Here is a 26,291-nt window from a genome sequence, read left to right on the forward strand (position 1 = left end):
AAAGATTGCTCGGAAATTCACGCCTTACAGTCTATTAACCTGTCACCTTGTTCTCCGTCACCTTGTTCTCCGGGCTCATGAGGTAACCGGGGGTGCCTCCGGCGCCGGCGCAGACAACGTCCGGCACGCCGAAAGGATCTACCGGAAAAACAAATCGCCTACACGACGATTATGAACCCCTTTTGACTATGGCAGATGAAATGCCCCTGCGGTGGGTGGGAGACACGGTTTGACGGACTGCCGGTGAGCAGGTAGCATCCTTCACCATTGTGCAAGAGGAAATTGATTTTACACAAAATCGCGCTTCGGCCGTTCCTGAGGACGGGGCTCTTGAAATCCTGAAGGGTGCCGTACGCCGTGTTGTGTACCGTTCCGAAGAAACCGGCTATTGTGTGTGCGGGGTAATCCCTAGAGGGAAACTCGAGAAAAACGAGGTCATGATAGTTGGGAATGCGCCAACGGTCGTTGAGGGAGAGACGATTGAGGCTGAAGGCCGTTGGACGCATCATGCGAAACATGGCCGGCAGTTCCTGGCGACTCGTATAGAGTGTCATGCCCCGGTAACCACCGAGGGAATTAAGCGTTATCTTGCCAGTGGTATGATCAAGGGGATTCGGGCCGGATTGGCCGAACGTTTGGTAGCGGCGTTTGGGAGTCGTACCCTGGAGGTCATTGATAAGGAATCCGTGCGTTTGCAAGAGGTGGAAGGCATTGGGGCAACGCGTCGTGAGATGATCAAGGAGTCCTGGCGGGAGCAGAAAGCCATCCGTGACATCATGGTATTTTTTCAATCTCATGAGGTGGGGACCGCTTGTGCGATGCGGATTTATAAGCAATACGGGGAGCACGCCATCACCGTTGTGCGGGAAAATCCCTACCGGCTGTGTTACGAAGTTTGGGGGATTGGATTTAAAACAGCCGATCGGGTTGCGTTGAGTTTAGGGGTGCCACCTCATTCCCAAAATCGCGCGCGGGCGGGAATCCTGTATATATTGCAGACCATGTCGGAGGAAGGGCATTGCTTTTGCCCGCGTGAAGATCTCATTCCAGCGGCCGAGCAGATGCTGGAGATTCCCGGTGAAATTTTAAAAGAAGCCATTTTGCATGGCGTGGAGGACAGAACCCTTGTTGATGAGCGTGGTAATGTCTATTTGTCGCCACTTTATCAGGCCGAAACAGGTGTGGCGGAAACTCTGGAAAGGTTGGTAAAAACCAAGGTTTCCTATCCGCCCATTGATCTTGATAAGGCGATAACGTGGGCGGAGGGGCGGATGGGGTTCGGGTTTGCTGTCGCCCAGCGCAGTGCCTTGGAAATGGCTTTGTCTCAGAAAGTCTCAATCATTACTGGTGGACCCGGTGTAGGGAAAACCACCATTGTGCGTGCCTTGGTGGATATTTATGATGCACGCAAGCTGGACATCTGCCTTGCCGCCCCAACGGGCCGTGCCTCCAAACGTATGGAAGAGTCGACCGGGTTGCCGGCAAAAACCCTGCATCGGCTCATGAAGTACACCCCCGGTACGAATCGCTTTGAGCATGGTCCGGGAAATCCAATCGAAGGGGAAGTATTCATTTTGGATGAAGTCTCGATGATTGATATCCAATTGATGAATTCCTTTTTGGGAGCCTTGCCCCCCACCGCGACATTGGTGTTGGTGGGGGATGCGGATCAACTCCCAAGTGTTGGCCCGGGAAACGTTCTGCGGGATATGATTGATTCTGGAGTGATTCCCTTGACCATCCTGGAAACCATTTTCAGGCAGGAGGCGCAGAGTTGGATTGTACGGAACGCCCATCGGGTAAATAGCGGTTTGCCCTTTGAGTTCCCTGAAAACGGGGGGCAACCTGATTTCTTTTTCATCGAATCCGATACGCCGGAGGATGTGATCGCCAAGATGCTGGAACTCGTTTCCTCGCGGATTCCCAAAAAGTTCCATTTTGATCCGATGACAGAAGTTCAAGTGTTGACGCCTATGCGGCGGAATCAGTTGGGTAGCGAAAACCTTAATACGATTCTCCAGCAGACGTTAAATCCCGGTGGGATTGTGATCCGTCGATTCGGACGCGAGTACAGGGAAGGGGATCGTGTCCTGCAGATTCGCAACAATTATGACAAAGATGTCTATAATGGTGATATCGGACAGATCGATGTGGTAGATTTGGACGCTCAGGAAGTGGTCGTGAATTACGACGGTCGGCGGGTGGTTTATTCGGCAGAAGATTTGGATGAACTGGATCTCGCCTATGCCTGTTCGGTGCATAAATCGCAGGGAAGTGAATATCCGGCGGTGGTTTTGTTGATGACGACCCAGCATTTCAAACTGTTGCAGCGTAATCTGTTATACACGGCCATGACCCGAGGTCGCAAACTGGTATGTCTGATTGGATCAAAAAAGGCGGTACACATGGCCATAAGCAACAACCATGTTTCGTTCCGGAGAACAGCTTTGAAAGATCGGCTGAAGGGTCGGATATAGGCAAAAAAAAGGCAGGTCAGATTCACTGAACCTGCCTGCCTCTTTTTTTTGCCTAGTCTTACCGGCGCGGGCCGCGGCGGCCACTGCTGCCACGTGAGCGAGCTTCGCTGACGACGATTTTACGGCCGTCGATATCTTTGCCATTCATTCCATTCATGGCGGCTTGAGCTGCCTCGACACTGCCCATGGTGATAAAGGCGAAGGTCTTGGTTTCGCCATTACGGGGCGGCACCATACGTACTTCACGGACATCGCCGTATTTGCTGAACTGTTTTTGCAGTTCTTCACCAGAGATGTCCTCGATCAGATTCCCGATATACAGATCGGGAGAGCGCACCGGGCGGTTGCTTCCGCCACTGGAACCACCACTACGGCGGTTATTCATCTTCATTCCGGCAAGTACACCCGCCAGAAAGATGGCCAGACCGACTGCGGACACGCTCATCCAGGACCACAAACTCATTGCACACATTTCATTCATTCTTATTTCCCTGTTTCCTAAGTTCCGGGGGGTTACGTCGAGAGGTACGACGTCCTGGACCGGTTACTTCATCTCGATAAACCCTTCCAGTTTCCGTATGCGCGTTGGATGGCGCAATTTACGGAGAGCCTTTGCTTCAATCTGGCGGATTCGTTCACGAGTGACGTTGAACTGCTTACCTACCTCTTCGAGGGTGCGCGAATATCCATCCGCCAGGCCGAATCGCAGGTTCAGCACCTGCTGTTCACGCTCAGTCAGCGTGCCAAGGACGTCTTTCAGGCGATCCTTCAGCAAGCTATAAGCGGTCATTTCGGACGGATTTTCAGCGCCCTTGTCCTCGATAAAATCACCAAAATGCGCGTCATCCCCATCGCCTACCGGGCTTTGGAGAGAAATCGGCTGTTGAGCCATTTTGTAAACGGCACGAACTCGATCCACGGGGAGGCTCATTTCCTCGGCCACTTCCTCCGGGGTGGGCTCGCGGCCCAGTTCCTGCACGAGTTTCTTCTGGACGCGCATCAACTTATTGATTGTTTCAATCATGTGCACCGGTATCCGGATGGTTCTGGCCTGATCCGCGATGGCGCGGGTGGCAGCCTGACGAATCCACCAGGTAGCATAGGTGCTGAACTTGTAGCCGCGGCGATACTCGAACTTCTCGACAGCCTTCATCAGGCCGGTATTACCTTCCTGAATCAGATCAAGGAAGGAGAGTCCGCGGTTCATATATTTTTTAACGATGCTGATAACCAGTCGCAGATTGGCTTCCACCATTTCTGTACGGGCAATCATTCCCTTACGCATCGCATCCTTGAGCTGCTTGTATTTCGCCACAAATTCGGCGGAATCAAGGCCCATCGTGTCTTCGAGTTTGCGAAGTTTGCGTTGCTCGGTAGCCAAGGCCTCGGCCTGTTTGGGAGATTTCCTGGCTTTTGTCTGAATATCAATTTGAGACAGGCAAGCGAGGACTTCTTTGTATTCATCCTCCGCTTTGGCGGCGAGCGTCTCAATGATTTTCTGCTTAAAATAGAGACTTTCGAAAAGCTCGGAAAGCCGCTTGCGAATTTTATCCAAATCCTTTTTGGCCTCGGCCTTCTGGGCAACCGTAGATTTGCTCTTCCGGTAAATAGCAGAGGTTTCCAGAAGTTTGTCGCGGTTTTTCAGGATTTCCCGCTTCAGGCGGGGGAGAGCCTTGAGATAGGTGTCGCGACTATCGACAAATTTATCCTCAATCACGCGATCAAAACGATCACGACCGGTTTCAAGTCGTTCAGCGGTAGTCAGATACATGTCTGCCGCGATGCCGAGTTCATCAAAAAGCAATCGTACCGATACTTCAGACGTTTCGATCCGTTTGCAGATTTCCACTTCCTGCTCACGGGTGAGAAGGGGAACCTGGCCCATCTGGTGCAAATACATGCGGATGGGATCATCAAAAATATCTAATCGTTCGGCTCGAGCTACGGAAGTAGTCTGCTTGGCCGGTTCTTTACGGAATTTCTCGGCGTCAGAAGCTTCGATAATCTCAATATCCATGCTTCGCAGGAGTTCGAGATACCCTTCCAATTCCTCGGGGTTGATCACGGAGTTAGGGATCATCTCATTGACATCATCAAATGTCAGATATCCCTGTTCTTCGGCCAGTTTAACAAGATCCTTGATCCGCTGGCTGCGCTCTTCCCAGCTTAAACTCCCGGAAGGGGCCGCCCCCGCCTCATCATTATTGGCATCGGGATCCGCTTTTGTTTCGATCTCAGGCGAGTCTTCAAGAAGTGCCCCGCTTGGTGATCCCTCGGTAATTTTGGGAATGGAGATCGCCTTGAGTTTGTTTTTTTTGGCTGGCAGGGCAAGGGGAGTGGCCACATCCTTGGAAGCAGGCGCAACGATAGGTATCACTTCAGCTGGGGTTGCTTTTGTTTTCTTGGAATTGTTCTTTTTCACCTCGGCTTTCGCTGCGGCGTGTGAAACGTTTTTCTGGGGCTTTTTTGCCTTACTTACAACCTTTGCCACATTTTTAGATGCGGTTACTTTACTCTTCGCCATAGTTTTCCTCGATGACAGTCAAACTCAAAAATGCCAAAAAAAGGCAGAATACAACGTCGACTGGTCAAATATGTCACAAGTTATTGCGGATGACAACAGAATACGGTGGAGAGCGTTATAAAACGAATCATTGGTGGCGGCTACTCTCAAATTGGATAGGGCATCCAAACGAAAAGTCAACGGGAGGTGGTGAGGATGAGCAACTAATAGCTGCTTACGCAATTGGTAAACCCTGATTCGGTTTTGTCATTGGTCGTTCCATAGAAGAGAGCAGGGGAGTTTGTCAGTTCTTGGAAAGTTGGTGGATGTTATCCCGGTGATGATTCGTTGTAAGGTTTGCAGGGTCTGAGTCTTTGAGTCCGGAGACATAGGCGTAGTCAGTCCATGAGTGTATGTTTGTGGATAAGAAGAATGTTAGGTTTGATGAAGCGTGGGAGGCTCGATTTGCTTGGCAAACGAACGTGATAAAATCACCGGACCTCACGTAATTGGTTCCCACTAGATCATTCAGGGAGAGTGGATATTTATCATCATGTTCAACGGCATACATTTTGGTGAACAGGATGATTTGTTTAAGATTGTTCATGCAGACAGCTCGTTTGGCCTTTTCTCCATAATTATGGCCGCCGCAGGGTATCATGATGGAGAAAACCACAACCCCCAATATGAATGAAAGAAGGATTGAGCCAAGGCCCCGCCAGATTCTTTTGGTAATATTACCAATCCCACAATAACAGGCATACTGAGCAACAGCCATCCGCCAAATGCGACAAGGCAGCCTGGGGTTGTGCTGGTGATTTTTCCTCTTCCCATATTCCCTGTCAAGCTCCCCAATTCATCGCTGTACCAGATGCAGGCCATGGGGAGGGCCAGGAAGCCTATCATCTGCAATAGGCTCTTTCCCACTCCTGCAAAATAGGGAACAAGCAGGTAGGCAATTGCCATCCCGGTGTGTTATGCCAGTATCCGGCATCAATAGTGTTCGTCTCTTTGGGAATGAAGACTCTATTCACCTCAACCCCTTTGTGATTGGGCAACCATGGCTTTCCGTTGTTCCCACTACGTAGAATCGATAAAGCCAGACCGATTATTATCACCAGGGCAAGTATTCCAAGGCTGGTTAATCAGAGTCGGCGGCCATCTGATCGTTCAGCACTCTCAACAAGGGTAAGTACGGCATCAGTTCGTATTGTGAGGAATACCCCGATCATTACTTCACCTTCCTCACAGTGACCTCAATCTCCGTGGCATTGCCAGCAAACCATTTTTGGACATAGAGGGAACCAATAATCGGCGGCTGTCCCTGACGGGGAACTTCTTCATATCTGACCGTGTGCTTGGTTTCCTTTTCAATCACAAACTTCACAGTCTTCTCAATATTCTCGATTTTGTCCATGATCAGCCTGCCTTCTTTGGGTTGCCTTTAGGCTTCTTGATTTTGTTCGATTTCGGTTTGGGATTGGGAAGTTCCTTTGCGGTTATCCTGATTAAATCGCTGATCCATTCCCGATCTTCAAATTTGTCCTCTATTAGGCACAGTCTCTCCTCATCGCTTGATCGCTAGAATGATGACTCCACCAGCGACCATTGTAATGCCAGTCCATTCACGTAGTGTTGGTCTTTCCCCGAGAAATGCAAACGCGAAGATGGCAACGAGCACCAGACTCAGTTTGTCCACTGGTGCAACCTTAGATGCTTCGCCGAGTTGGAGTGCACGAAAGTAGCACACCCAGGAGACACCAGTAGCGAGACCAGATAGTCCAAGGAAGATCCAGGTCTTGGAGGGTAAGGCAAGGGGATTGCTCCACTTTCCCGCATACCAGACGAAAGCCGAGAGGACGACCATGATGATTGCAGTTCGAACCAAAGTAGCCAAATCTGAATCGACACCTTTAATGCCAACCTTCGCGAATATTGCAGTAAGTGCTGCGAATATAGCAGACAGAATCGCCCAATGGAGCCAGCTGTTGGTCGTGATCATATCCGGAATTATTTCCTCCAAAGTCCACCTCCGTCCTGAAATACAGGGTCTCCGGTGGACATCCTTCGCTCTACGCTGCGCTGCGAGCGAAGGATGGTGGAGCGAACGAGGCTCGAACTCGTGACCCCCACGTTGCGAACGTGGTGCTCTACCAACTGAGCTACCGCCCCTTTGTGAAAAGGAGGTATTCGTATACCTGATTCGCAGGGGAAATGTAAAGCACGGAATGGAATTTAATTAAAGAGATAGGTCGTCAGCAGCCCGATGAGGATGCCAACCATCATGCCGGCAAAGACTTCAAGTCGGGTGTGACCAAGAATATCGATAAGCTTTTGTGCGGAAAGATGGTGGTTTTGAAAAACCTCATCAACAATCTGATTCAGCAGTCGAGCCTGGAGCCCTGTGGCCCGTCGAACAGTCGAGGCATCAAACATGACAACAACGGCAAATGCAAATGAAAGGACGAAAGCGGTGGACTCAAATCCATCAGTTAGCCCAATCGATGTGGTGAGCCCGCAAACCATGGCCGAATGTGCGCTTGGCATTCCGCCCAATGTGGTGAGGTAGTGGAAGTCCACTTTGCCCGTGCGCTTCAGGTTGCCCAGCGACTTCAACAATGAGGCCACAACGTAAGCGCTGAAGGCCGACCAGAAAACAGGCGATTTGAAAAATGCTCCAACATCGTAATGCATAGGGCGGGGATCTTCTCTTTTTCACTCTTTTGGGTCAATGAGAAAGAGCGAACCATGGCTTTATACTTGTATCCAGCCAGTTTCCTTATAAAGTAATTGCCTTTTATGGTTTGCCCGACAGGGCTCCTATAGGGGCATGACCGGGTTCCGAAGAATTGGGGATGAAGTATGAAAGAAATTGGCGTTGGTTTACTTGGATTTGGCACAGTGGGCGCCGGGGTGGTGGAAACCCTCCAGCGTAATGGCGATTTGCTGTCCAGTCGGACAGGAGTTAAATTGGTGGTGCGTCGTATTGCCGATGTCGATCTGGATCGGGATCGCGGGGTCAAGGTCGAGCGAGCCATTATGACCAAGGATGCCGCTGCGGTTATTGATGATCCTTCCGTCGATGTCGTTGTCGAGTTGATCGGGGGAACGACCATTGCCAAGGAGTTCATTCTGCGGGCACTGCGTCTTGGCAAGGCGGTTGTGACTGCCAATAAGGCTCTGCTTGCTGAGTATGGCCAGGAGATTTTCGCTCTGGCAGCCGAAAAGAATACGGGCGTCTGGTTCGAAGCCAGTGTGGCGGGTGGTGTGCCGATTATCCGGGCTCTCAAGGAAGGGCTTGTGGCGAATCGAATTGAGCGGATCTGCGGTATTCTGAACGGCACCTGTAATTATATCCTTACCCAAATGGAACGAGAGCAGATGACCTTTGATCACGCGTTGAAGGAAGCCCAGGCAGCGGGATTTGCCGAGGCGGATCCAGGTTTGGACATCGATGGATTTGATACGGCTCACAAGGCGGCCATTCTTGCCTTGTTGGCCTATGGCGTTCACGTCCCCAAAGAAAAGATTTTCGTGGATGGGATTCGCGGATTGAGCAAAACGGATATCGAAAACGCCAGTGAATTCGGATACCGCATTAAACAATTGGCGATTATTAAATCGAATGGCAACGAGGTCGAGGTGCGCGTGCACCCGACGCTGATTCCGCACGAGCATATGCTCGCTTCGGTGATGGGGGTCTATAATGCCGTTGTGGTGGATGGCGATATTGTCGGCCAGACCGTGTATTACGGACGGGGTGCTGGCCGGTTACCTACGGCTAGCGCAGTGGTCAGCGATCTCGCCGATGTGGCTCGCACGTTGATGGATGGCGGCAAAAAAACTCGCAACAGTTCGGTGACCTCTGCCTGCCCTGTCACCTTCCGTCCGATGGCGGAGGTGGAGAGCCGTTACTATCTGCGTCTTTCTCTGCTGGATAAACCCGGTGTTCTGGGTTTGGTGGCTTCCGTGTTGGGTCAACATGGGATTAGTTTGGCGTCTATTGTGCAGAAAGAACCCAATCGGTCGGGCCGGCATGTGTCAGTGGTATTGCTGACCCACAAGGCACTGGAGAAGAATGTAATGGAAGCGCTTCGTACTTTGGAGGAGCGGAATGCTCTGGGTTCGAAGCCGGTAAGTTTACGGATCGAAGACCCGGGAATAGAGAAATAATCATGACAACGACAGTGGCAAGTGGTTTGAAAGTGGCGAAATTCGGTGGCTCGTCTGTGGCTGATGCAGCCCAGATTCTGAAAGTATGTTCCATTATTAAGATGGATGCGCAGCGCCGTATTGTGGTGGTCTCGGCTCCCGGCAAGCGTCGGGCCGATGATACCAAGGTGACCGATATGCTGATAGCCTGTGCCGAGGCTAAGCTGGCTGGCAAGACAGCCGAGGCAGAACTCAAGGCCATTGTTGAACGGTATGCGGATATCCAGCGCGCAGCCGGGGTAGGTGGGGCGGTCATCCAGAAGATCGAAACGGATCTCCGTCAGCGTCTGGCGTCTGAGACCTCCCATCGGGGTCGTTTCCTGGACCTGATGAAGGCGGCGGGTGAGGATAATAGCGCGAAACTGGTGGCTGAGATTTTTCGCCACAATGGGGTGGATGCCCATTACATCAATCCCAAGGATGCGGGGATGTTTCTGAATGATGACTTCGGCAATGCGATGGTGTTGGAGGAGTCCTATGCGAAGTTGAGCGCGCTTAAGGAGGCTCCGGGTATCAGTATTTTTCCGGGCTTTTTTGGATATACGAAGTCCGGTGCGGTGGCGACTTTTTCGCGGGGTGGTTCTGATATCACCGGTGCCATTCTGGCGGCGGCGGTTAAAGCCGATGTGTATGAGAATTTCACGGATGTGGATTCGGTCTTCTCGGCCGACCCACGTATCGTTGCCAAAGCCGCAGCTATTGAATTATTGACCTACCGCGAAATGCGCGAACTGGCCTATGCCGGGTTCGGGGTGTTTCATGATGAGGCGATTGTGCCAGCCGTCAAAGCAGGTATCCCGATTTGCATCCGTAACACCAATCGGCCCGAAGCGCCGGGGACCCAAATTGTGCCGAAACGGGATTACATGAGTGGGGCGGTGGTTGGGGTTGCCAGTTCTGATGGGTTCTGCGCGCTCTATGTGGATAAATATCTAATGAACCGCGAAATTGGATTCGGGCGTCGCCTGCTTCAGATCATGGAGGAGGAAGGGTTGTCCTACGAGCATGCGCCCACGGGGATTGACAATGTCTCGGTTGTTTTCCGGGAAAAGGACTTTTCGAAAGAAAAGGAAGAGCGCGTACTTATGCGCATCAGAACAGAACTTGGGGCGGATAACATTGACGTGGATCGAGGATTGGCCCTGGTGATGATTGTCGGCGAGGGGATGCATTATTCCGTTGGTGTCGCGGCCCGCGCCACGACCGCCTTGGCGGCTGCCGGCGTGAATATCGAGATGCTCAATCAGGGCTCTTCTGAGATCAGTATGATGTTTGGTGTACAGGCTAGAGATCGCAAAAAAGCCGTGTTGGCCCTATATGAGGCTTTCTTTAAGGCGGGTTGATATCATGCATCGAAGAAAAATATTTATCTATGATACGACCCTGCGGGATGGTTCGCAGGGGGAGGGGATTTCCTTCTCCGGTGGATCGAAAATCAAGTTGGCCCTCAAACTCGATGAATTCGGCGTGGATTACATTGAGGGAGGGTATGCCGGGTCTAATCCCAAGGACATGGAGTTTTTTCATGAGATCCAGAAGCATAAGCTGCACCATGCCAAAGTGGCGGCTTTTGGGAGCACCCGGCGGGCAGATGTGGCCGTGGGTGAGGATGCCAATGTGCTGCGCCTGATCGAGTCGGGGGCGCCCGTGGTGACCATTTTCGGGAAAACCTGGCAACTTCATGTTTCTGAGGTGCTGCGGACGTCCGTCGTCGAGAATCGCCTGATGATTTCCGAAACCGTTCAGTTTTTAAAAAAGCACGAAAAGGAAGTGATTTTCGATGCCGAACATTTCTTTGACGGCTATAAGGATAGTCCGACCTTTGCGATAGATATGCTGAAGGCGGCGGTCGAGGCAGGGGCACATACAATTGTGCTGTGCGATACCAATGGAGGGACGCTGCCCCATGAGGTCCATGGGATCACCGCGGAAATTATCAAGGCCTTTCCGACCGTTCAGGTGGGGATTCACACGCATAACGATTCGGAATTGGCGGTGGCCAATAGTTTGGAAGCGGTTCGGGCTGGTGCGGTTCAGGTGCAGGGAACCATCAATGGGTATGGGGAACGTACCGGGAATGCGAACTTATGTTCCATCATCCCTACACTGGAGCTTAAGATGGGATGCCGGGCGGTGCCCGAAGGCGCTCTTCATCAGTTGCGTTCATTATCTGAATTTGTGGATGACCTGGTGAATGTTCGGCACAATTCCAAATCGGCTTATGTCGGGATGAGTGCGTTTTCGCATAAGGCCGGCATGCATGTGAATGCGGTGCAGAAAATCCCCCGAAGTTTTGAGCATGTTCCTCCTGAGAGTGTGGGGAATGAGCGCCGGATTCTGATCTCCGAGGGCTCCGGATCGAGCAGTGTGCTCTTGAAGGCTATCGAGATGGGCGTTGATTTGAAGAAATCTTCGCCGGAGGTGAAGGATATCCTTGAGGCGCTGAAGGCACTGGAGCAGCAAGGCTATACCTATGAGGCGGCAGACGCCTCTTTCCGGATGCTGGTACAAAAGGTGCTGAAGAAGCATAAATCCTTTTTCGAGCTGGAGGGATTCCGAGTGATCATGGAAAAGGAGGGCGCGGACAAGCCCTGCGTTTCAGAAGCCAGTATCAAGGTGCGTGTCGGGGATGAGGTCGAACATGTTGTGGCTGAAGGCGATGGCCCCGTCAATGCCCTGGATCGCGCGTTACGCAAAGCGCTGGTTCGTTTCTATCCTGAAATTGAAAAGGTGTTTTTGACCGATTACAGTGTGCGTATTCTTGATCCTGAGGAGGCCACGGCGGCCAAGACTCGCGTGATCATTGAATCAAGTGACGGGGAAAATCATTGGGGTACTGTGGGCGTCTCTGTCAATATTCTTGAGGCCTCCTGGGAAGCCCTGGTGGATAGCGTCGAGTATAAGCTCTTCTGTGAAGAAAAAAAGAAATGACGGATGACCTATGAAAGAACTTGAGAAACAGTATGACCCCAAAATGGTTGAATCCCGTTGGTATGATACCTGGCAGGCGAAGGGTTACTTTCATGGGGATGCAGAGAAGGGTGGGGTTCCTTATTGTGTCGTTATTCCGCCGCCGAATGTTACTGGCATTCTCCATATCGGTCATGCCCTGAACAATACCATTCAGGATATTCTTGTGCGCTGGCAGCGCATGGAGGGCAAAAATACGGTTTGGCTGCCCGGGACGGATCATGCGGGCATCGCCACTCAGAATGTGGTGGAACGTGCTTTGCGCAAAGAGGGTAAAACGCGGCACGATCTTGGCCGTGAAGCCTTTGTCGGAAAGGTGTGGGAATGGAAAGAGGAATACGGTGGGACGATCATCCGGCAGTTGAAGCGGTTGGGTGCATCCTGTGACTGGGAGCGCGAACGCTTCACGATGGATGCGGGGCTTAGCGAAGCCGTGGAAGAAGTGTTCTGCCGTCTCTACGACAAGGGTTTGATCTATCGCGCCAACTACATTACGAACTGGTGTCCCCGTTGTCGTACGGCGTTGTCGGATGAAGAGAGCGAACATCAGGACACGGACGGAAAAATGTATTTCATCCGCTATCCGGTGAAGCGGGACGGTAAGCTTACGGCCAGCGAATTTGTGGTGGTGGCTACGACCCGGCCTGAAACCCTCCTGGGTGACGTGGCGGTGGCCGTGAGCCCTAAAGATGAGCGTTACAAAGCCCTGATCGGCAAAACACTGAGTCTGCCGGTGCTGCATCGGGATTTACCGGTGATTACGGATGACTTTGTGGATGCGACCTTCGGGACGGGGGCAGTCAAAGTGACCCCCGCGCATGATCCCAACGATTTTGAGATGGGGCAGCGCCATAAGTTGACTCCCATCAATGTCATGAATCCGGACGGCACGATGAACGAAGGGGCCGGGCCTTATGCCGGGCTGGATCGTTTTGAATGTCGTAAGCGCATTGTCACCGATTTGACTGCCGCCGGATTGATTGAGAAAATTGACGTACATCAGCATGCCGTCGGGCATTGCTATCGCTGTGATACTGTGGTTGAACCCCGTTTGTCCCTTCAGTGGTTCGTTAAGATGAAGCCGCTGGCGGAGCCCGCGCTTCAGGCGGTTGTGGATGGGCGCGTCCGGTTTGTGCCGGAACGGTGGAATAAAGTATATGCCGAGTGGATGGGGAATATCCGTGATTGGTGCATCTCCCGTCAGATCTGGTGGGGACATCGCATCCCTGTGTTTTATTGTGATGCGTGTAATCATCAGTGGGCGGCCCGTGGAAAACCCGCCCAGTGTGCCCAGTGTGCCTCCACGGACATCCGGCAGGATGAGGATGTCCTGGATACCTGGTTCTCCTCTTGGCTGTGGCCCTTCAGCACCTTTGGTTGGCCTCATCAAAATCCGGATCTCTCGCTCTATTATCCCGGCAATACCCTGGTGACGGCCTCGGAGATTATTTTCTTCTGGGTGGCCCGGATGGTCATGGCCGGCATTGAGTTTATGGGTGAGGTTCCCTTCCGTGAAGTTTATATTCACGGAACGGTGCGCGACGATAAAGGCCGGAAGATGAGCAAGAGTCTGGGGAACTCCATTGATCCCTTGACGATCATTGATGAATTCAGTGCCGACGCGCTTCGCTACAGCCTGATGATGATCACTGCGACGGGGCAGGACGTCTTCCTGTCAAACGACAAATTCGAGATTGGTCGCAATTTTGGCACCAAGATCTGGAATGCCGCCCGGTATATGCAGATGCAGGATCCCGCCGGGTATGTGCGTAGTGGGGCCACGATTGATGCGGCGTTACTGAGTGCGGATGACCGGCATATTTTGGCCAAACTGAGTCAGGCCATTGCCTCCTGTACGGAGAATCTGAAACGTTTCAGATTCAATGATGCGGCGCAGGATCTTTATGCCTTCATCTGGCATGAGTACTGTGACTGGTATGTCGAGTATTCCAAGGAAGTTCTGTATGGGCAGGATGCCGCCCGGCGCGCTGAAGTGCTGAAGGTGATGCATTACTGCTTCTCAACAGCGCTGCGTCTGCTCCATCCTTTCATGCCGCACATCACTGAAGAGTTGTGGCACGGCATGGGCTACGGTACGGATGAGGAAACCATCATGTTGGCTCCCTGGCCGAAAGCGCTTACGGAAGAGCTCGCCCAATGGGGCGCCACCCCTGATGTGGTACAATACGTGGATGCCCGGCATGAATTGATCCGTATTGGCCGTATGTTGCGAGCCGATTGCAGTATCGCACCCGGACAGAAGCTGGATTATATCATCAAGGCGAACACGCCTCACCTGGCGACTCAACTTAAGGCAGATGTGAGCTCGCTTACGGCGATGCTCAAGGCCCGTGAAATCACGGTTGATCCTGCGTTTGTGCCTGCCACAGCCATGCCAAGTGCGTTGACCCCGATCGGAGCACTCTATATGCCCATTGAGGGGCTGGTAGATGCGAAGACTGAATCCGCCAAACTCGCGAAACAACTGGAAGAACTTGGCGGACATCTGGAACGGGCTAATCTTAAGCTCAACAATCCAAATTTCTTCAATAAGGCCAAGCCTGAGGTGGTAGCGCAGTTCGAAAAATCACGGCAGGAACTTCAGGAAAAGTATAACAAAGTGAAGCGCTTGCTTGAAATGATGGGGTAATACGCAGGTTGAGTTATGGCAGACGTTTTCATTACATCTGAAAAGAAGCAGGCACTTGAAGAGCGGATGATCCGATTAGGTATCCTCGAGAAGGATCTGATTGAGAAATTCGTTCTCGGAGCTGGCTCCGGTGGCCAGAAGCTCAACAAGACATCGTCCTGTGTATTCCTGCAGCACCTCAAATCCGGGCTTGAAATCAAGTGTCAGCGGGAGCGGTCGCGGGAACTGAACCGGTTTGTCGCCCGTCGTGAGTTGTGTGATCGTTTGGAGGAGCGCATACTCGGACAACAAAGTGCCCGCCAGCAGGCCAATGAAAAAATTCGTCGTCAGAAACGCCGGCGTTCCCGGCGTCAGAAGGAACGGGTTCTGGACGACAAGAAAAAACATTCTGTAAAAAAACAATCCAGACGGAGTGGAAACTTTGAATCCTGAACCTTTTCAGACAGCCGGGCAAAAACTCAGGGAGTGGGTGATCCGATGGTTGTTGATGGCCATAGCGGTGTGGATGTCGGATTTTCTGGTGTCAGGTGTCTATACGGACGATTGGCCCAGCTTATTGGCGGCCGCCCTGATTCTCGGGATATTGAATGCCTTTGTGAAGCCCATACTGGTCATGGTGGCAATGCCTCTGGTCGTGTTGACGCTGGGGTTTATGCTCTTGTTCATCAATGCCTTTCTGTTGCTGCTAACGGCCAAGTTGGTGCCCGGGTTCCATGTGTTGGGGTTCGGTTCCGCCATGTGGGCGTCGCTGGTCATCAGTATTGTCAGTATGATTTTGGGGAATAGCCGCAAGACTATTCAGCACCCCTCCCGTAAGCCCCCGACCGCCGAGGCTTATGCCGAACCGACCCCCATTAGAAAGCCGCCGCCCGGCAAAGGTCCGATTATTGACGTGTAACTTATGAAAAATAACGAATCAGGTTTAAAGAGTTCTTTTGACCTCGCGATGGCGCGAATGGCAAAACGGGGTGAAAAAATCACCGCCTTGACTGAAGAGCAGAAACAGGCGATGTCTGAGATTGCCACTCGGACCAAGGCCAAAATTGCCGAAGTTGAGATTCTTTATGGCAAAAAAGCGACTGAAGCCCGAGCGGCCGGGGATACCGGGAAGGCCGACAAAATCGAGGAAGAAAAGCGCTACGAAATCTCCCGGTTGCGTGAAAAAGAAGAATCTGAGCGTGGTCGCATCCGTTCTAACTGATTGGTGAAACCAGCTGGCCCATGAAGTCTGAAAAAAAACGAATTCTGGTTATCAAGCTCAGTTCCTTGGGCGATATTTTCCATGCGCTGCCTACGGTGAATAACCTGCAGGTTGCCCTTGATGCGGAAGTGGATTGGGTGACCCAGCCGGAATACGTGGATCTGGTGAAATGTTTTCCGATGGTGTCGGACGTGGTTCCCTTTCCCCGGCGGCAGTTTTGGAGCCGTGCCGGGGCACTGGCTAAGGCTGTTCGGGCAAATCAATATGATTACGTGATCGACTTGCAAGGGCTGATCAAAAGCGCAATTGTGGCCCGAGTCGCCCGGGGAGGGAAAAGGATTGGTCCCTCTTTTCAGCGTGAAGGGGCCAGCCTTTTCTATGATGCGGTAGCGGGGCGGTGCAATAAGGATCGGCATGCCGTGGAGGAAAATTTGGATGTTGTGCGTTATTTGGGGTTACCTGTGCTTCCTGTGGCATTTCCCCTGCACTTTCCGGCCCCGTCAGTGGCGCAGTCTACCCTGCGCGTTGCGCTGGTTCCGTGGTCGCGGAGGCTTAATAAGAATTGGCCAGCAGCCCATTTTGTTGAGGCGGCACGACAGATTCAGAAGGAATTTGGTGCTACGATTTATCTGTTCGGCAGTAATGCGGATCGAGCCGGATGTGAAGAAATGCGCGCAAAATTGGCGGCCACATCTGATGCGGTTGTGGTGATTAATCTTGCGGGACAGACTAGCTTGGTAGAGATGGGCGGGTGGTTTTCCCAGATGAATCTGGTGTTGGCCAACGATTCCGGCCCTCTTCATATGGCTGTGGCAGTAGGTACTCCTGTGGTCACAATGTTCGGACCAACCGATCCAAAACGTACCGGACCCTATGGGGCTGGAGCGCATGTGCTTATATCTGGGATGGACTGTTGCCCCTGTTTCGGTAAGGATTGCCGATGGCCACAAGTTGAGTGCATGGAGCGTATCACTCCGGCGCAAGTACTGGTGGCGGTTCGGGAAGTACTGAATAGGGCTGAAGTAAAGCATAAGTTATGATTTTTGAGAGATCCATATATAAACTCACAGTGCGAGTCCTTGTATCAGTCATATCTGTAGTGATTTTGATCGCCATGGAGGGCTGTGTTGAAAAGGTCGGGGTTACGGATGAGCTTGAACGGGAGCATCCTGAAATGATGAGGGCACGTGAGATGGAAGAGGCCGGGGATGTGAGATCTGCCCGGAATCTGTATGAATCGATATTGGATCGTGATCCCACTGTAGCTCGGGCTCACTTCGCGCTGGCTTACCTTCTGGATAAATCCGGGGAGGATTATATCGGGGCCATTTATCATTACCGACGTTACCTTGTCTTGCGTCCCAATACGGAAAAACGCGCCATGATCGAGAGTCATATCCAGAGCGATATGCTCGCGTTGGTGGGGATCGTGCAAAGTGAGCACCAAACCCTGAAAATCAGGGCGGCCAATCTTCAATCCCAGACTGTTCAGTTACGTTCGGCATTGGCAGCTGTCAGGGCTAAATATGGGGTGCCGGAATCGCTCCTTTTGACCTCTGAACCCATTGATGCACCGGCGGTGACAACTGGCACGAAATCACAAGCCAGAATGGTGAAAGTCGAAAAGGCGGATACCTTAAAGAAGATGGCCGCCAAGTATTATGGGGATCAGGGACTATGGCGCGAGATTTACGAGGTTAATAAGAAAAAAATGAAATCCCCAGGCGATTTACGAGTCGGACAGATAATTCTTGTGCCCGAGTTGTGAAGATGCACTTGAAACAGGTGCGGGTGATTGCTAGCATACCGATGTCAGCGTTCAAATTTGGCGCTGTAGTGAGCCAATAAGGAGAGAATGGTATGGGAACGGACTTTTTTGATGAAGATCTGGCACAGCGCCGCGGAGCAGTAAAATCCACCACATTGGGTTCAGGGCCGGATGGCATGATGAACTTGAAGTCTGATGACCCCTCAGGGCGGCCACTTTCCGATCTCAGCCTGACGCGGATGGCCCGCCATCGTGAAGAACTTAATACCCGGAAGGCTTCGGCGAAACTTCATGTCGAGCGGTTAAAACAAAAGCAGAGCGAGATGGAGCGCGAAGAGCAAATGATTTCAGACCTGCTTGAAAAGCAGGATCAGTACGAGCATGGGAAGCAGGAGATGCAGGATCGGCTTTCCGAGAGTCTGGTGGCGCTTCAGAAGATGGGGGACCATGCCGCCCGACAGGTTGAAGTCTATTTTACCACCCGTGACCGCTTGGCTGCTGATCTAGAAGAGCTCCACAAGATTAACGATACCGAATGGGCGGATGAGGTTCTTCGGGATGAGTTGAATAAAGCCGTGGTTCAGATTGATGCCATCCGAAGTGATTTCGTCAAGGCTCAAGCCACGATTGAGGCAGTAGGTGGGCCTGTGAAGCTTTTCGATGATCAAACCCGCAAGGTGAATGCGCTCGAGGATGATGAATTTTCCCCTTCAACAAAAGGATTTGGCCATTGGTTCAAAGTCGGGTTCGCGGTCAGTTTGCCCCTGATCCTGACGATTGTCGTGGCCGTGGTCATTTTGGTTGTAAAGGGGCGATAAAGGCTTATGCAACGCGTACGGCGTAAAAATCCACGATTGCAGGAGAAACTTGAGGCGCTCCAGCGGGAAATTGCCCGTGTGGAGCGTGACATCAAGGGGATTTCTCATGCGATCGAAAGTCCTGATCCTGATCAGGCCATACGTCGACTTCGCAAGGTTGTAGGTGAACTTCCTCCGGTCGATGTTACACCCAGGCCGACTGTAGAAGCCCCCCCTCGGATGTCAGGCGGAGAAAAATCCATGATGGACACTTTTGCGCAAACGGGGGGCGGGGACATGGTGATACCCAAGCCTGTACCGGATCAAAGGTTCCAGACCTATTTTGGGACTGGAAGTCTCCACTCGGTCCGTCCGCTGCGGCAGGAGCGACGGGTTCAACGGAATAAGGCCATCATCATGTTGATTCTGGCCGCAATGCTTCTCTATGGGGTTATCAACTTGATCTTTTGATCCCTCATGGGTTATCGCGGCAGAGGGCGACAAAGATACGGTCTTTTTTGTGCAGAGGGGCTGTTACGGTGATTCGTCTTGTCATCTGTCCTGCGTAACCCCTGAACTCTACTTCGAATTGTTTGAGATCAGGTGGGCAGGGGACGCGGACAACTGCGAGTTTTGCGGGCAAGGTCTCCCAGCGTCTCAGATCATCATCTTCCAGCGCCAGCAGCAAAAAACCGGTTAGGATTCCAAGGTTTTCATCGCGTGACCAGGCCGCAAGTGCAAGCGCCCCTTTAACGGCAAAACGTGTCAGGGATTTGGCTGCCTTACGAGTCGCCATGCGTTCACTGCTGGCAGATTGTAATTGATAGATACTGGTGAGGGTGCGACTGGTCCCCTGGAGTTGCCCGTTAGCATAAATGGCGGCCGAGTAAGGGATCATGCCGGAGTATCCGTCAAAATCCAGAAAACAGACCAATTCTGATATGTTTGCGGCAAGGCGAACAGGTTGGTTGGTCGGTTGGGTAGGGGTGCGGAACCGTCCGGTCGTTTCGTCGATTCCGCTTTCTGGAACCAATTTTGCCACCTGCCTGTATTGCATGGCGGCGTTACTGTCATCCCCGCATAGCTCCAGGCAAAAGCCAGCCAGATAATGGCTGAAGGCATCATCCGGGAAGCCGTCCAGTTTTCCCATCTGAAGCGCAATTGCACGGGCTTCAACTCCGGCATCACCCCACAGTCCCATGGCTAAATAATTTTTTGCGAGATAGACATGCAGGTAGGTGCGTTCATAGGGGTAACCGCGGAAGGCGAGGGTTGAGTCATTGACCACCAGGCTGGTGCCTGCCTTTGTGATACTGTTGACTTCCAGTTCGTTTTCAATGCGGACGGCGTTGAGCCAGTCGGAGGTGCTATTGGTGTAATCGTGACGGGCATGACGGATCATGCCCCGCTCCATAAGGCCCAGCACCTTGTTTTGATCGTCGGGGAGGGTGGCCAACGTTTTGTCGGCCTCTTCAAGCTGTCCATTGCTGAAGTTACGGCGCGCTGTATTGAGCGGCACTGTTGTGGCGCAGCCGACTGTCAAGAGCAGGGCCATGAGGAGCAGACCGCATGCCCTGATATGCGCCATCTCCAGGATTTTCATCCGCTCCTCTTGCTTTGGTCATTTTGACCGAATGGTGATTCGTGAGTGATTACCACCCTAAAATCGGTTTGCTTGCGCCGCGGACACGTTCCTTCTGGGTGGTCCAGGCGATCAGGCCGGTTTGCAGGTCAGTGACTTCAACAGTGAGCTGGAGGTAGACCTGTTCTTTCTTTGATAAGCTCAGCTGTTTAGGTGTATCTTTTTTGATTTTGACGAGGGATCCGGTGAGCATATAGCGGGCCCCGAGCTGTTTCCCGATGAGGGTCTGCGTCTCAGGTGTGCAATTGACCAGTTGATACCCTTGTTCTTTCATGAGGGCGTCACGACGGCTTTCATTGATAAAACTGGCTTTCCCGTCATTAATCAGCTTGGTGCGGATCGTATCGGTGATGGCTTTTGTATCAACATGTTCATCCGTCCTGTTTTCGATGCCCATTACGACGAGAATAGGCTTCTTGTCGAGAACGGCGGAAGACATAAGCTCGACATTGACGGCTTCTGCAAGGTTACGAAGATCGGCAAAATCATAACCGGTATCCAACGGTTTCGCAGCTGCCGTATTTACATTTTCGTTTTGTACGGAAGCGCGAAAGACACTACAGCCACTTCCAATCGTGATGGCCGACAACATAACTAAAGACAACTTCACCGTGGTTGATGTTTGAGACATGAGTTTTCTCCTTCTTTGAAATTTCCCGTATAATACTGCCAGAGCCGCTCAGGTGTCGAGATGCAAACTACAGTTCAACCTGAATCCCAACCTCAATCACCCGGTTAGGGGGGATGCGGAAAAACTTGGAGGCATCCCAAGCATTACGGGATAGGTAAGAGAATATAACTTTTCGCCAGGGATGCATATTCTTGTTATTAACCAGGATAAGGGTCTCACGTCCGAGGAAGAAGGTGACGCTCATGGGGTCCAAGTTAAGGCCCTCGATTTTGAGGCCTTTCAAAAGGGTTGATAGATCGGGATCCTCGCTAAAACCATACCGGATCAGTAGCTGATAGAATCCTTCTGGCAACACTTTTACCTGAGTTCTTTCATTGTCTGGAACATGGGGAATATCTTCTGTCTGGATGGTAATGAATACAATTTGGTTATGCAGGATTTTATTATGTTTATAATTATGTAACAGCGTGCGGGGGATTCCGTTTGGATTCCCGGTCAGGAATACCGCTACCCCGGGAACCCGATGAGGTTTTGACATGGCTACATCATTGATGAAAAGATCGATCGAGATGGCGGCTTCGGCCATTTGGCGTCCCAAAATTCCGCGTCCGCGATAATAGGTCGTCATCATGATGATAAAGGCAGCTGAAATGGCCAGAGGGACCCAGCCCCCGTCCCCGATCTTCAGGATATTCGAGCCGAAAAAGGTGAGATCCAAAGCCAGAAATGGCACGGCGATGAGGGCGACCACCATCCGTGGCCACAGCCAGAGGCGCCGCATCACTGCAAGCATAAACAGTGTGGTAATCAGCATGGTGAGTGAGACCGCCACTCCGTAGGCACCAGCCAGGCTGTCGGAGTTTTTGAAGCCCAGTACCAGCAGTACGGTGCCCACTAACATCAGCCCGTTTACCAGGGGGAGATAGACCTGTCCGATCTGCCTTTTCGAAGTGTGGATGATGGCCAGCCGTGGGCAGTAACCGAGCTGAATGGCCTGCCGGGTCATTGAGAAGGCGCCAGAAATAATGGCCTGTGAGGCAATAATCGTGGCTGCCGTAGCGAGTGCAACCATAGGGTAGATGGCCCAATGGGGGACATTCCGATAGAAGAGATTCGCAATCAGGTTCTGATTCAGGGTGATTTGGCCATTGATCAGGGTGACGCTCTGAGAATCTGACAATTGATGGAGCATCCAAGCTCCTTGTCCGCAATAGTTCAACACCAATGCCGGCATAACCAGGGTGAACCATCCGAGTCGGATGGGGCCGATGCCGAAATGGCCCATATCGGCATAGAGGGCTTCCCCCCCTGTTACAGCAAGAAAGACGGCGCCCATGGTCACAAAGGCCTGCCACTGGTTATTGATGAAGAATTTGACGGCATGAAATGGGTTCAAGGCGAATAAAATTTCTGGAGCTTTGAAAACGGAAATAATCCCGAGGATCGCAATCGTTGAAAACCAGAACAACATGATCGGGCCGAAAATGGTGCCCACGGACTGGGTGCCGCGCCGTTGCATCCAGAACAACGCGACAAGCATGAGCAGCGAGAGGAAGATGATTGTGTGGTTTGAAAATGCGATGGAGCCCATATTCAGGCCCTCAATGGCGCTTAACACTGAAATGGCCGGAGTAATGAGCCCGTCACCATAAAGCAGTGAGGCTCCGAAGAGTCCAAGTAATACAAATAACAGTGTTTTTTTGCCGGCTTTTCGCTCGCGATTCACTAGCGCCATCAGTGCCAGGATTCCGCCTTCACCCCGGTTGTCGGCCCGCAGAACCAATGCCAGGTATTTAACGGCAATGAGGGAAATCAATGACCACAGGATCAGGGAGATGATGCCGAGGATATTGGCCTCCGTGGGGGGAACCCCGCAACCTGGGGTAAAGCTGACACGTGTGGAGTAAAGAGGGCTTGTGCCGATATCGCCATAGACAACGCCGAGGGCAGCAATCGTTAATCCCAGAAATGCGCGTTTGGCATGGGGCGTGCCACTGGGGCCTGAATGGCCATGTTCCTCAGCAGGGGTACTTTCGGCAGGATTCATAGTTCAACCTGAATCCCGATCTCGATGACGCGGTTGGGCGGAATATTGAAATACCGGGAAGCGTCACGAGCATTTTTGGATAGAAATGCAAAAAGAATCTTCCGCCAAAAAAACATATTCTTTTGATGGATGAGGATAATGGTTTCACGCCCCAGAAAGAAGGTTACCCGGGCTGGATTCAAGTCAAGGCCATCAATTTTAAGCGATGATAACAGCAAGGATAAGTCTGGGGTTTCCATGAATCCATACTGGGCTGAAATTCGTGTGAAACCCGCTTCCAGTTTTTCAACGGATACTCGCTCGCTGTCCGGGATACGAGGGAGATCCTGATTCACGATGGTGAGCAGGATAATGTTCTGATGCAAGACCCGGTTATGCTTGAAGTTGTGCAGCAGGGTCCGGGGGGCAATATTCATACTTCCCGTGAGGAAGGCGGCTGTACCCGGGACGCGTAACGGCTTGGATTGAATGACATCTGCAATAAAAAGAGGAAGGGGAAGGCTGTCTTCGCTCAGCTTCTTACCCATAATGGTGCGGCCCCGATTCCATGTAATCATGATGATGAACATCACGGTGGCAACACTCAATCCCACCCAGCCGCCGGCCTTTAACTTCAGGATGTTGGACGTGAAGAAGGTGGCATCAAACAAAAAGATGGGAATCATGACGGCGGTGACGAGTAGCGGATTCCATCGCCATTTGCGCAGAATGAAAATAGTCATCATGACCGAAGTCAGCAGCATGGTCATCGAGACGGCGAGACCGTAGGCGCCTGCGAGCGCATCAGAATTTCTAAAGCCCAGCACGAGCGAAACGGTGCCCACCAGAAGCATGCCGGTGACCGCCGGAAGATAGACCTGGCCGATCGTGTTTTCAGAAGTATGGATGATTGTCATGCGGGGACAGTAGCCAAGTTGAATGGCTTGTCGCGTGAGTGAGTAGGCGCCGGAGATGACGGCTTGAGAGGCAATGATGGTGGCGACTGTGGCCAGGCATACCAGAGGATAGAGTGCCCAGTTCGGGGCCAGATGATAGAGCAGGTTGGAGGTGTCGGTTTGTCCTGCCCCCTGATGCAGAAGATAGGCGCCTTGTCCGAAATAGTTCATCAGCAGGCAGGGTAAGACAAGGGTGAACCAGCCCACACGCATGGGGAGCCGTCCAAAATGCCCCATGTCCAGATAGAGATCCTCACCGCCGGTAAGACAAAGGAAAACAGTGCCCATGGTTACAAACGCATGAAAACGATGATCAATGAAAAATTGGACGGCATAGGCCGGGTTAATGGCCGTCAGTACTTTCGGGGTCCCGAGAATATGCGGCAAACCCAGGATGGCGAGCGTAAGGAACCATAACACCATGATGGGGCCGAAGATGGATCCCACCTTTTGGGTGCCATGTTTCTGGACCCAGAAAAGACCGACCAGAATGACGAGGGCAATGGGGACGACATAAGGCGCGAGGTGAGGTGAGGCCACCTTAAGCCCTTCTACGGCACTTAATACTGAAATCGCCGGGGTGATCAATCCATCCCCGTATAACAGTGCCGCGCCGAACAGGCCAAGGGCAACAATCACGGTGCTTCGCCGGGATACGGTTCCTCTGGCAGGGGCGTCTGCTGTTCCCCCGCGAACAAGTGCCATCAAGGCGAGAATACCGCCTTCCCCGCGGTTGTCGGCGCGGAGAACAAGGGAAAGGTATTTAATCGAGATCAGTCCGGCCAGGGACCAGAAAATCAGGGAGAGTACGCCGAGAATGGCCGCCTCGGTGGGGGGCGTTTCGTTATTGAAGCAAAGCCGAAAGGCGTAGAGGGGACTGGTGCCGATGTCTCCATACACAACGCCCAATGCAGCCAACGCCAGCGGGAACAGTGGGTTTTTACTGCTCATTTTAGCCATCTCTGCGTTTTCGGTGAGGTGCGGGGGTGAGGGGCGGGGATTTCGGATCTTTGACAATGGCATCGCTATGGCGAGGATATTTGAAGAAGGGCTTGAAGCCGGCCGTTGCCAGACGTTGGGTGAGATCCTTGATGATCTCCATGGAGGTGTTGGCCGGGAGTTCAATGACTAGCGGATAATCGGGTGAGATTTTGTTTTTTTTCAAGGCTTTGATCAGATCCGCAGAGGCGACCTCGCGGTCATTAACCATGAATGTGGCGGGCGATTTCATGGTGATCGTCGATGAGTTGGAAACCTCTGGTCCAGCCAGAAGGGTGGTGGTTAACCCGCAAAAGGCCAGCCACAAAACAAGTGAGGTATAACTGAGCAATCGCATGTTTCTCATAAATAAGCATCCAACATAAGGGAATATTCGCAAAAAATCCAGTCCTAACCCTGAAGTTTATGCCGGAATAAAATTCTTCATAAAATTAATAGTGAGTGATGAATCTAACTTGACCTCGTAACAACAGTGTGCTGGTTGGCGAAAAAATATAAGTCCAAGGAGGTCGTATGTTTGAAAGGAAGGCGAGAAGGACGTCAAAGGCAAGTGAAAAAGCTTGCGCCGGACGGTGTGGCGTTTATGATTCGGCCTATGAAAACACTTAAAGTTGCATTAATTGGCGGTCTGTTGATGGGGGCTCTTACCGGGGTGGCGATGGCGGCTACCGCGCAGGTGGTGGATCTTGGTGCCCGTTATCATCAGAAACACTCGGAATTCATCAGTCTACCTTATACCGATGGGGATTGGACTTATGTCCCGGCGTATGAAATCCATGAGGAAAATGCCCTGCTGCAACTGGCCTGCGGTTTTACCCCGGAGTTCGCCGATCATAAAGACATCGACTACGGAATTACGCCTGAAGCCAACCTTTTGCTGAAGGATGGAATGCTTCAGGGCGGACTTGGTGTGCTCTCAACCTATACCCGTGATGGCGAGGGCAATGGCGATTGGATGGATATGTATTGGCAATGGGTGTTGGGTGTGAACGTCCCCCTGGGAAAGAGTTTCAGCATCCAGGCTAACGCTTATTATGTCTTTGAAGACTGGGGTTCACTGGGTAAATTTGATTTCGGCGATATTGAGTTCGGTGGTTACCTGGGCTATAAGTTCTAGGTCGTTCCGAGTTCATCAATCCCGTTCCATCCAGCCCTATGGCTAAATCCAATTATCAACCGGATCTTGTACTCCGGGAACTGGCCACGGTTCTTTCCCGGTTGGATGCGGCTGAGGTGTATGATGTGTTTCAGGCTATATTGACCTCCAGGGAACGGGAAAAAATTGCTTTGCGATGGAAGTTGGTTTGCCTGCTGGAGAAGGGCATCACGCAACGGGAAATAGCCGCCCGTTTGGGAATCAGCCTCTGCAAGATTACGCGGGGCTCACATGAATTGAAATTTGGCCCGGCCGCTTTCCGTAAGGCGGTCCGGCATGCCGTGGAGAAGAAAGAGAAGTAAT

25 protein-coding genes and 1 tRNA gene are annotated in these 26,291 nt (G+C 52.0%); 14 read left to right on the plus strand and 12 right to left on the minus strand.

Annotated features, from left to right (window positions below; translation table 11 throughout):
* The first annotated feature begins 269 nt into the window (after positions 1–269).
* Positions 270–2,477 carry an ATP-dependent RecD-like DNA helicase gene (locus WCI03_08390; protein MEI8139871.1) on the plus strand — a complete coding sequence of 736 codons (2,208 nt, stop codon included), beginning with the start codon at positions 270–272 and terminating at the stop codon, positions 2,475–2,477.
* 58 nt (positions 2,478–2,535) lie between these two features.
* Here the strand turns inward: WCI03_08390 and WCI03_08395 are convergent, their stop codons facing one another.
* The 7 genes from WCI03_08395 to WCI03_08425 form a co-directional block, all read right to left on the minus strand.
* On the minus strand, positions 2,536–2,958 hold the full coding sequence (locus WCI03_08395; GenBank protein ID MEI8139872.1) for an RNA-binding protein: 423 nt from the start codon (positions 2,956–2,958) through the stop codon (positions 2,536–2,538).
* A 63-nt stretch (positions 2,959–3,021) separates the two neighbouring features.
* Positions 3,022–5,001, minus strand: a complete 1,980-nt coding sequence (rpoD, locus tag WCI03_08400; GenBank protein ID MEI8139873.1) for an RNA polymerase sigma factor RpoD — start codon at positions 4,999–5,001, stop codon at positions 3,022–3,024.
* Between the two features lie 636 nt (positions 5,002–5,637).
* Positions 5,638–5,946 carry a hypothetical protein gene (locus WCI03_08405; protein ID MEI8139874.1) on the minus strand — a complete coding sequence of 103 codons (309 nt, stop codon included), beginning with the start codon at positions 5,944–5,946 and terminating at the stop codon, positions 5,638–5,640.
* A gap of 265 nt (positions 5,947–6,211) precedes the next feature.
* Positions 6,212–6,397 carry a hypothetical protein gene (locus WCI03_08410; GenBank protein MEI8139875.1) on the minus strand — a complete coding sequence of 62 codons (186 nt, stop codon included), beginning with the start codon at positions 6,395–6,397 and terminating at the stop codon, positions 6,212–6,214.
* A gap of 150 nt (positions 6,398–6,547) precedes the next feature.
* Positions 6,548–6,982, minus strand: coding sequence for an EamA family transporter (locus tag WCI03_08415; GenBank protein ID MEI8139876.1), 435 nt, complete (start codon positions 6,980–6,982; stop codon positions 6,548–6,550).
* Positions 6,983–7,076: 94 nt separating this feature from the next.
* A tRNA-Ala gene (locus WCI03_08420) sits at positions 7,077–7,152 on the minus strand.
* A gap of 63 nt (positions 7,153–7,215) precedes the next feature.
* On the minus strand, positions 7,216–7,674 hold the full coding sequence (locus tag WCI03_08425; GenBank protein MEI8139877.1) for a divergent PAP2 family protein: 459 nt from the start codon (positions 7,672–7,674) through the stop codon (positions 7,216–7,218).
* A 168-nt stretch (positions 7,675–7,842) separates the two neighbouring features.
* Between WCI03_08425 and WCI03_08430 the strand changes: the two genes are divergently transcribed.
* The 11 genes from WCI03_08430 (at position 7,843) to WCI03_08480 (ending at position 19,049) form a co-directional block, all read left to right on the plus strand.
* A complete protein-coding gene (locus tag WCI03_08430) occupies positions 7,843–9,153 on the plus strand; it encodes a homoserine dehydrogenase (protein ID MEI8139878.1) in 1,311 nt (436 codons plus the stop codon).
* A 26-nt stretch (positions 9,154–9,179) separates the two neighbouring features.
* Entirely contained in the window at positions 9,180–10,535 is a 1,356-nt protein-coding gene (locus tag WCI03_08435; protein MEI8139879.1) for an aspartate kinase, read from the plus strand.
* 4 nt (positions 10,536–10,539) lie between these two features.
* On the plus strand, positions 10,540–12,123 hold the full coding sequence (gene cimA / locus WCI03_08440; protein MEI8139880.1) for a citramalate synthase: 1,584 nt from the start codon (positions 10,540–10,542) through the stop codon (positions 12,121–12,123).
* 10 nt (positions 12,124–12,133) lie between these two features.
* Positions 12,134–14,812, plus strand: coding sequence for a valine--tRNA ligase (locus WCI03_08445; GenBank protein ID MEI8139881.1), 2,679 nt, complete (start codon positions 12,134–12,136; stop codon positions 14,810–14,812).
* A 15-nt stretch (positions 14,813–14,827) separates the two neighbouring features.
* Complete coding sequence (locus WCI03_08450; protein MEI8139882.1) at positions 14,828–15,244, plus strand: peptide chain release factor-like protein; 417 nt, start codon at positions 14,828–14,830, stop codon at positions 15,242–15,244.
* Entirely contained in the window at positions 15,234–15,710 is a 477-nt protein-coding gene (locus WCI03_08455; protein ID MEI8139883.1) for a phage holin family protein, read from the plus strand. Before WCI03_08450 ends, WCI03_08455 begins: the two co-directional genes overlap by 11 nt.
* A gap of 3 nt (positions 15,711–15,713) precedes the next feature.
* The gene (locus WCI03_08460; protein ID MEI8139884.1) at positions 15,714–16,013 is read left to right on the plus strand and encodes a hypothetical protein; all 300 of its coding nucleotides are present in this window, start codon (positions 15,714–15,716) and stop codon (positions 16,011–16,013) included.
* A gap of 20 nt (positions 16,014–16,033) precedes the next feature.
* Positions 16,034–17,053, plus strand: coding sequence for a glycosyltransferase family 9 protein (locus WCI03_08465; GenBank protein ID MEI8139885.1), 1,020 nt, complete (start codon positions 16,034–16,036; stop codon positions 17,051–17,053).
* Between the two features lie 29 nt (positions 17,054–17,082).
* On the plus strand, positions 17,083–17,781 hold the full coding sequence (locus WCI03_08470; GenBank protein MEI8139886.1) for a LysM peptidoglycan-binding domain-containing protein: 699 nt from the start codon (positions 17,083–17,085) through the stop codon (positions 17,779–17,781).
* A gap of 92 nt (positions 17,782–17,873) precedes the next feature.
* Positions 17,874–18,599 carry a hypothetical protein gene (locus tag WCI03_08475; protein ID MEI8139887.1) on the plus strand — a complete coding sequence of 242 codons (726 nt, stop codon included), beginning with the start codon at positions 17,874–17,876 and terminating at the stop codon, positions 18,597–18,599.
* Between the two features lie 6 nt (positions 18,600–18,605).
* Positions 18,606–19,049 (plus strand): hypothetical protein, encoded by a 444-nt coding sequence (locus WCI03_08480; protein ID MEI8139888.1) that lies wholly within the window; start codon positions 18,606–18,608, stop codon positions 19,047–19,049.
* 4 nt (positions 19,050–19,053) lie between these two features.
* Here WCI03_08480 and WCI03_08485 read toward each other — a convergent pair whose 3' ends face one another.
* The 5 genes from WCI03_08485 to WCI03_08505 all read right to left on the minus strand — a co-directional run bounded on the left by WCI03_08485 (position 19,054) and on the right by WCI03_08505 (position 25,178).
* On the minus strand, positions 19,054–20,181 hold the full coding sequence (locus WCI03_08485; protein MEI8139889.1) for a hypothetical protein: 1,128 nt from the start codon (positions 20,179–20,181) through the stop codon (positions 19,054–19,056).
* A 49-nt stretch (positions 20,182–20,230) separates the two neighbouring features.
* A complete protein-coding gene (locus WCI03_08490) occupies positions 20,231–20,851 on the minus strand; it encodes a hypothetical protein (protein MEI8139890.1) in 621 nt (206 codons plus the stop codon).
* A 67-nt stretch (positions 20,852–20,918) separates the two neighbouring features.
* On the minus strand, positions 20,919–22,898 hold the full coding sequence (locus tag WCI03_08495) for a potassium transporter Kup (GenBank protein MEI8139891.1): 1,980 nt from the start codon (positions 22,896–22,898) through the stop codon (positions 20,919–20,921).
* On the minus strand, positions 22,895–24,784 hold the full coding sequence (locus WCI03_08500; protein ID MEI8139892.1) for a potassium transporter Kup: 1,890 nt from the start codon (positions 24,782–24,784) through the stop codon (positions 22,895–22,897). Before WCI03_08500 ends, WCI03_08495 begins: the two co-directional genes overlap by 4 nt.
* A gap of 1 nt (position 24,785) precedes the next feature.
* Positions 24,786–25,178, minus strand: a complete 393-nt coding sequence (locus WCI03_08505) for a hypothetical protein (GenBank protein ID MEI8139893.1) — start codon at positions 25,176–25,178, stop codon at positions 24,786–24,788.
* Between the two features lie 249 nt (positions 25,179–25,427).
* Here WCI03_08505 and WCI03_08510 point away from each other — a divergent pair, with 249 nt between their 5' ends.
* The gene (locus WCI03_08510; protein ID MEI8139894.1) at positions 25,428–25,949 is read left to right on the plus strand and encodes a hypothetical protein; all 522 of its coding nucleotides are present in this window, start codon (positions 25,428–25,430) and stop codon (positions 25,947–25,949) included.
* Between the two features lie 38 nt (positions 25,950–25,987).
* The gene (locus WCI03_08515) at positions 25,988–26,290 is read left to right on the plus strand and encodes a Trp family transcriptional regulator (GenBank protein ID MEI8139895.1); all 303 of its coding nucleotides are present in this window, start codon (positions 25,988–25,990) and stop codon (positions 26,288–26,290) included.
* The last annotated feature ends 1 nt before the right edge of the window (position 26,291 follow it).

The sequence above is a fragment of the bacterium genome, assembly GCA_037143175.1.
Classification (GTDB): Bacteria; Verrucomicrobiota; Kiritimatiellia; order CAIKKV01; family CAITUY01; genus JAABPW01.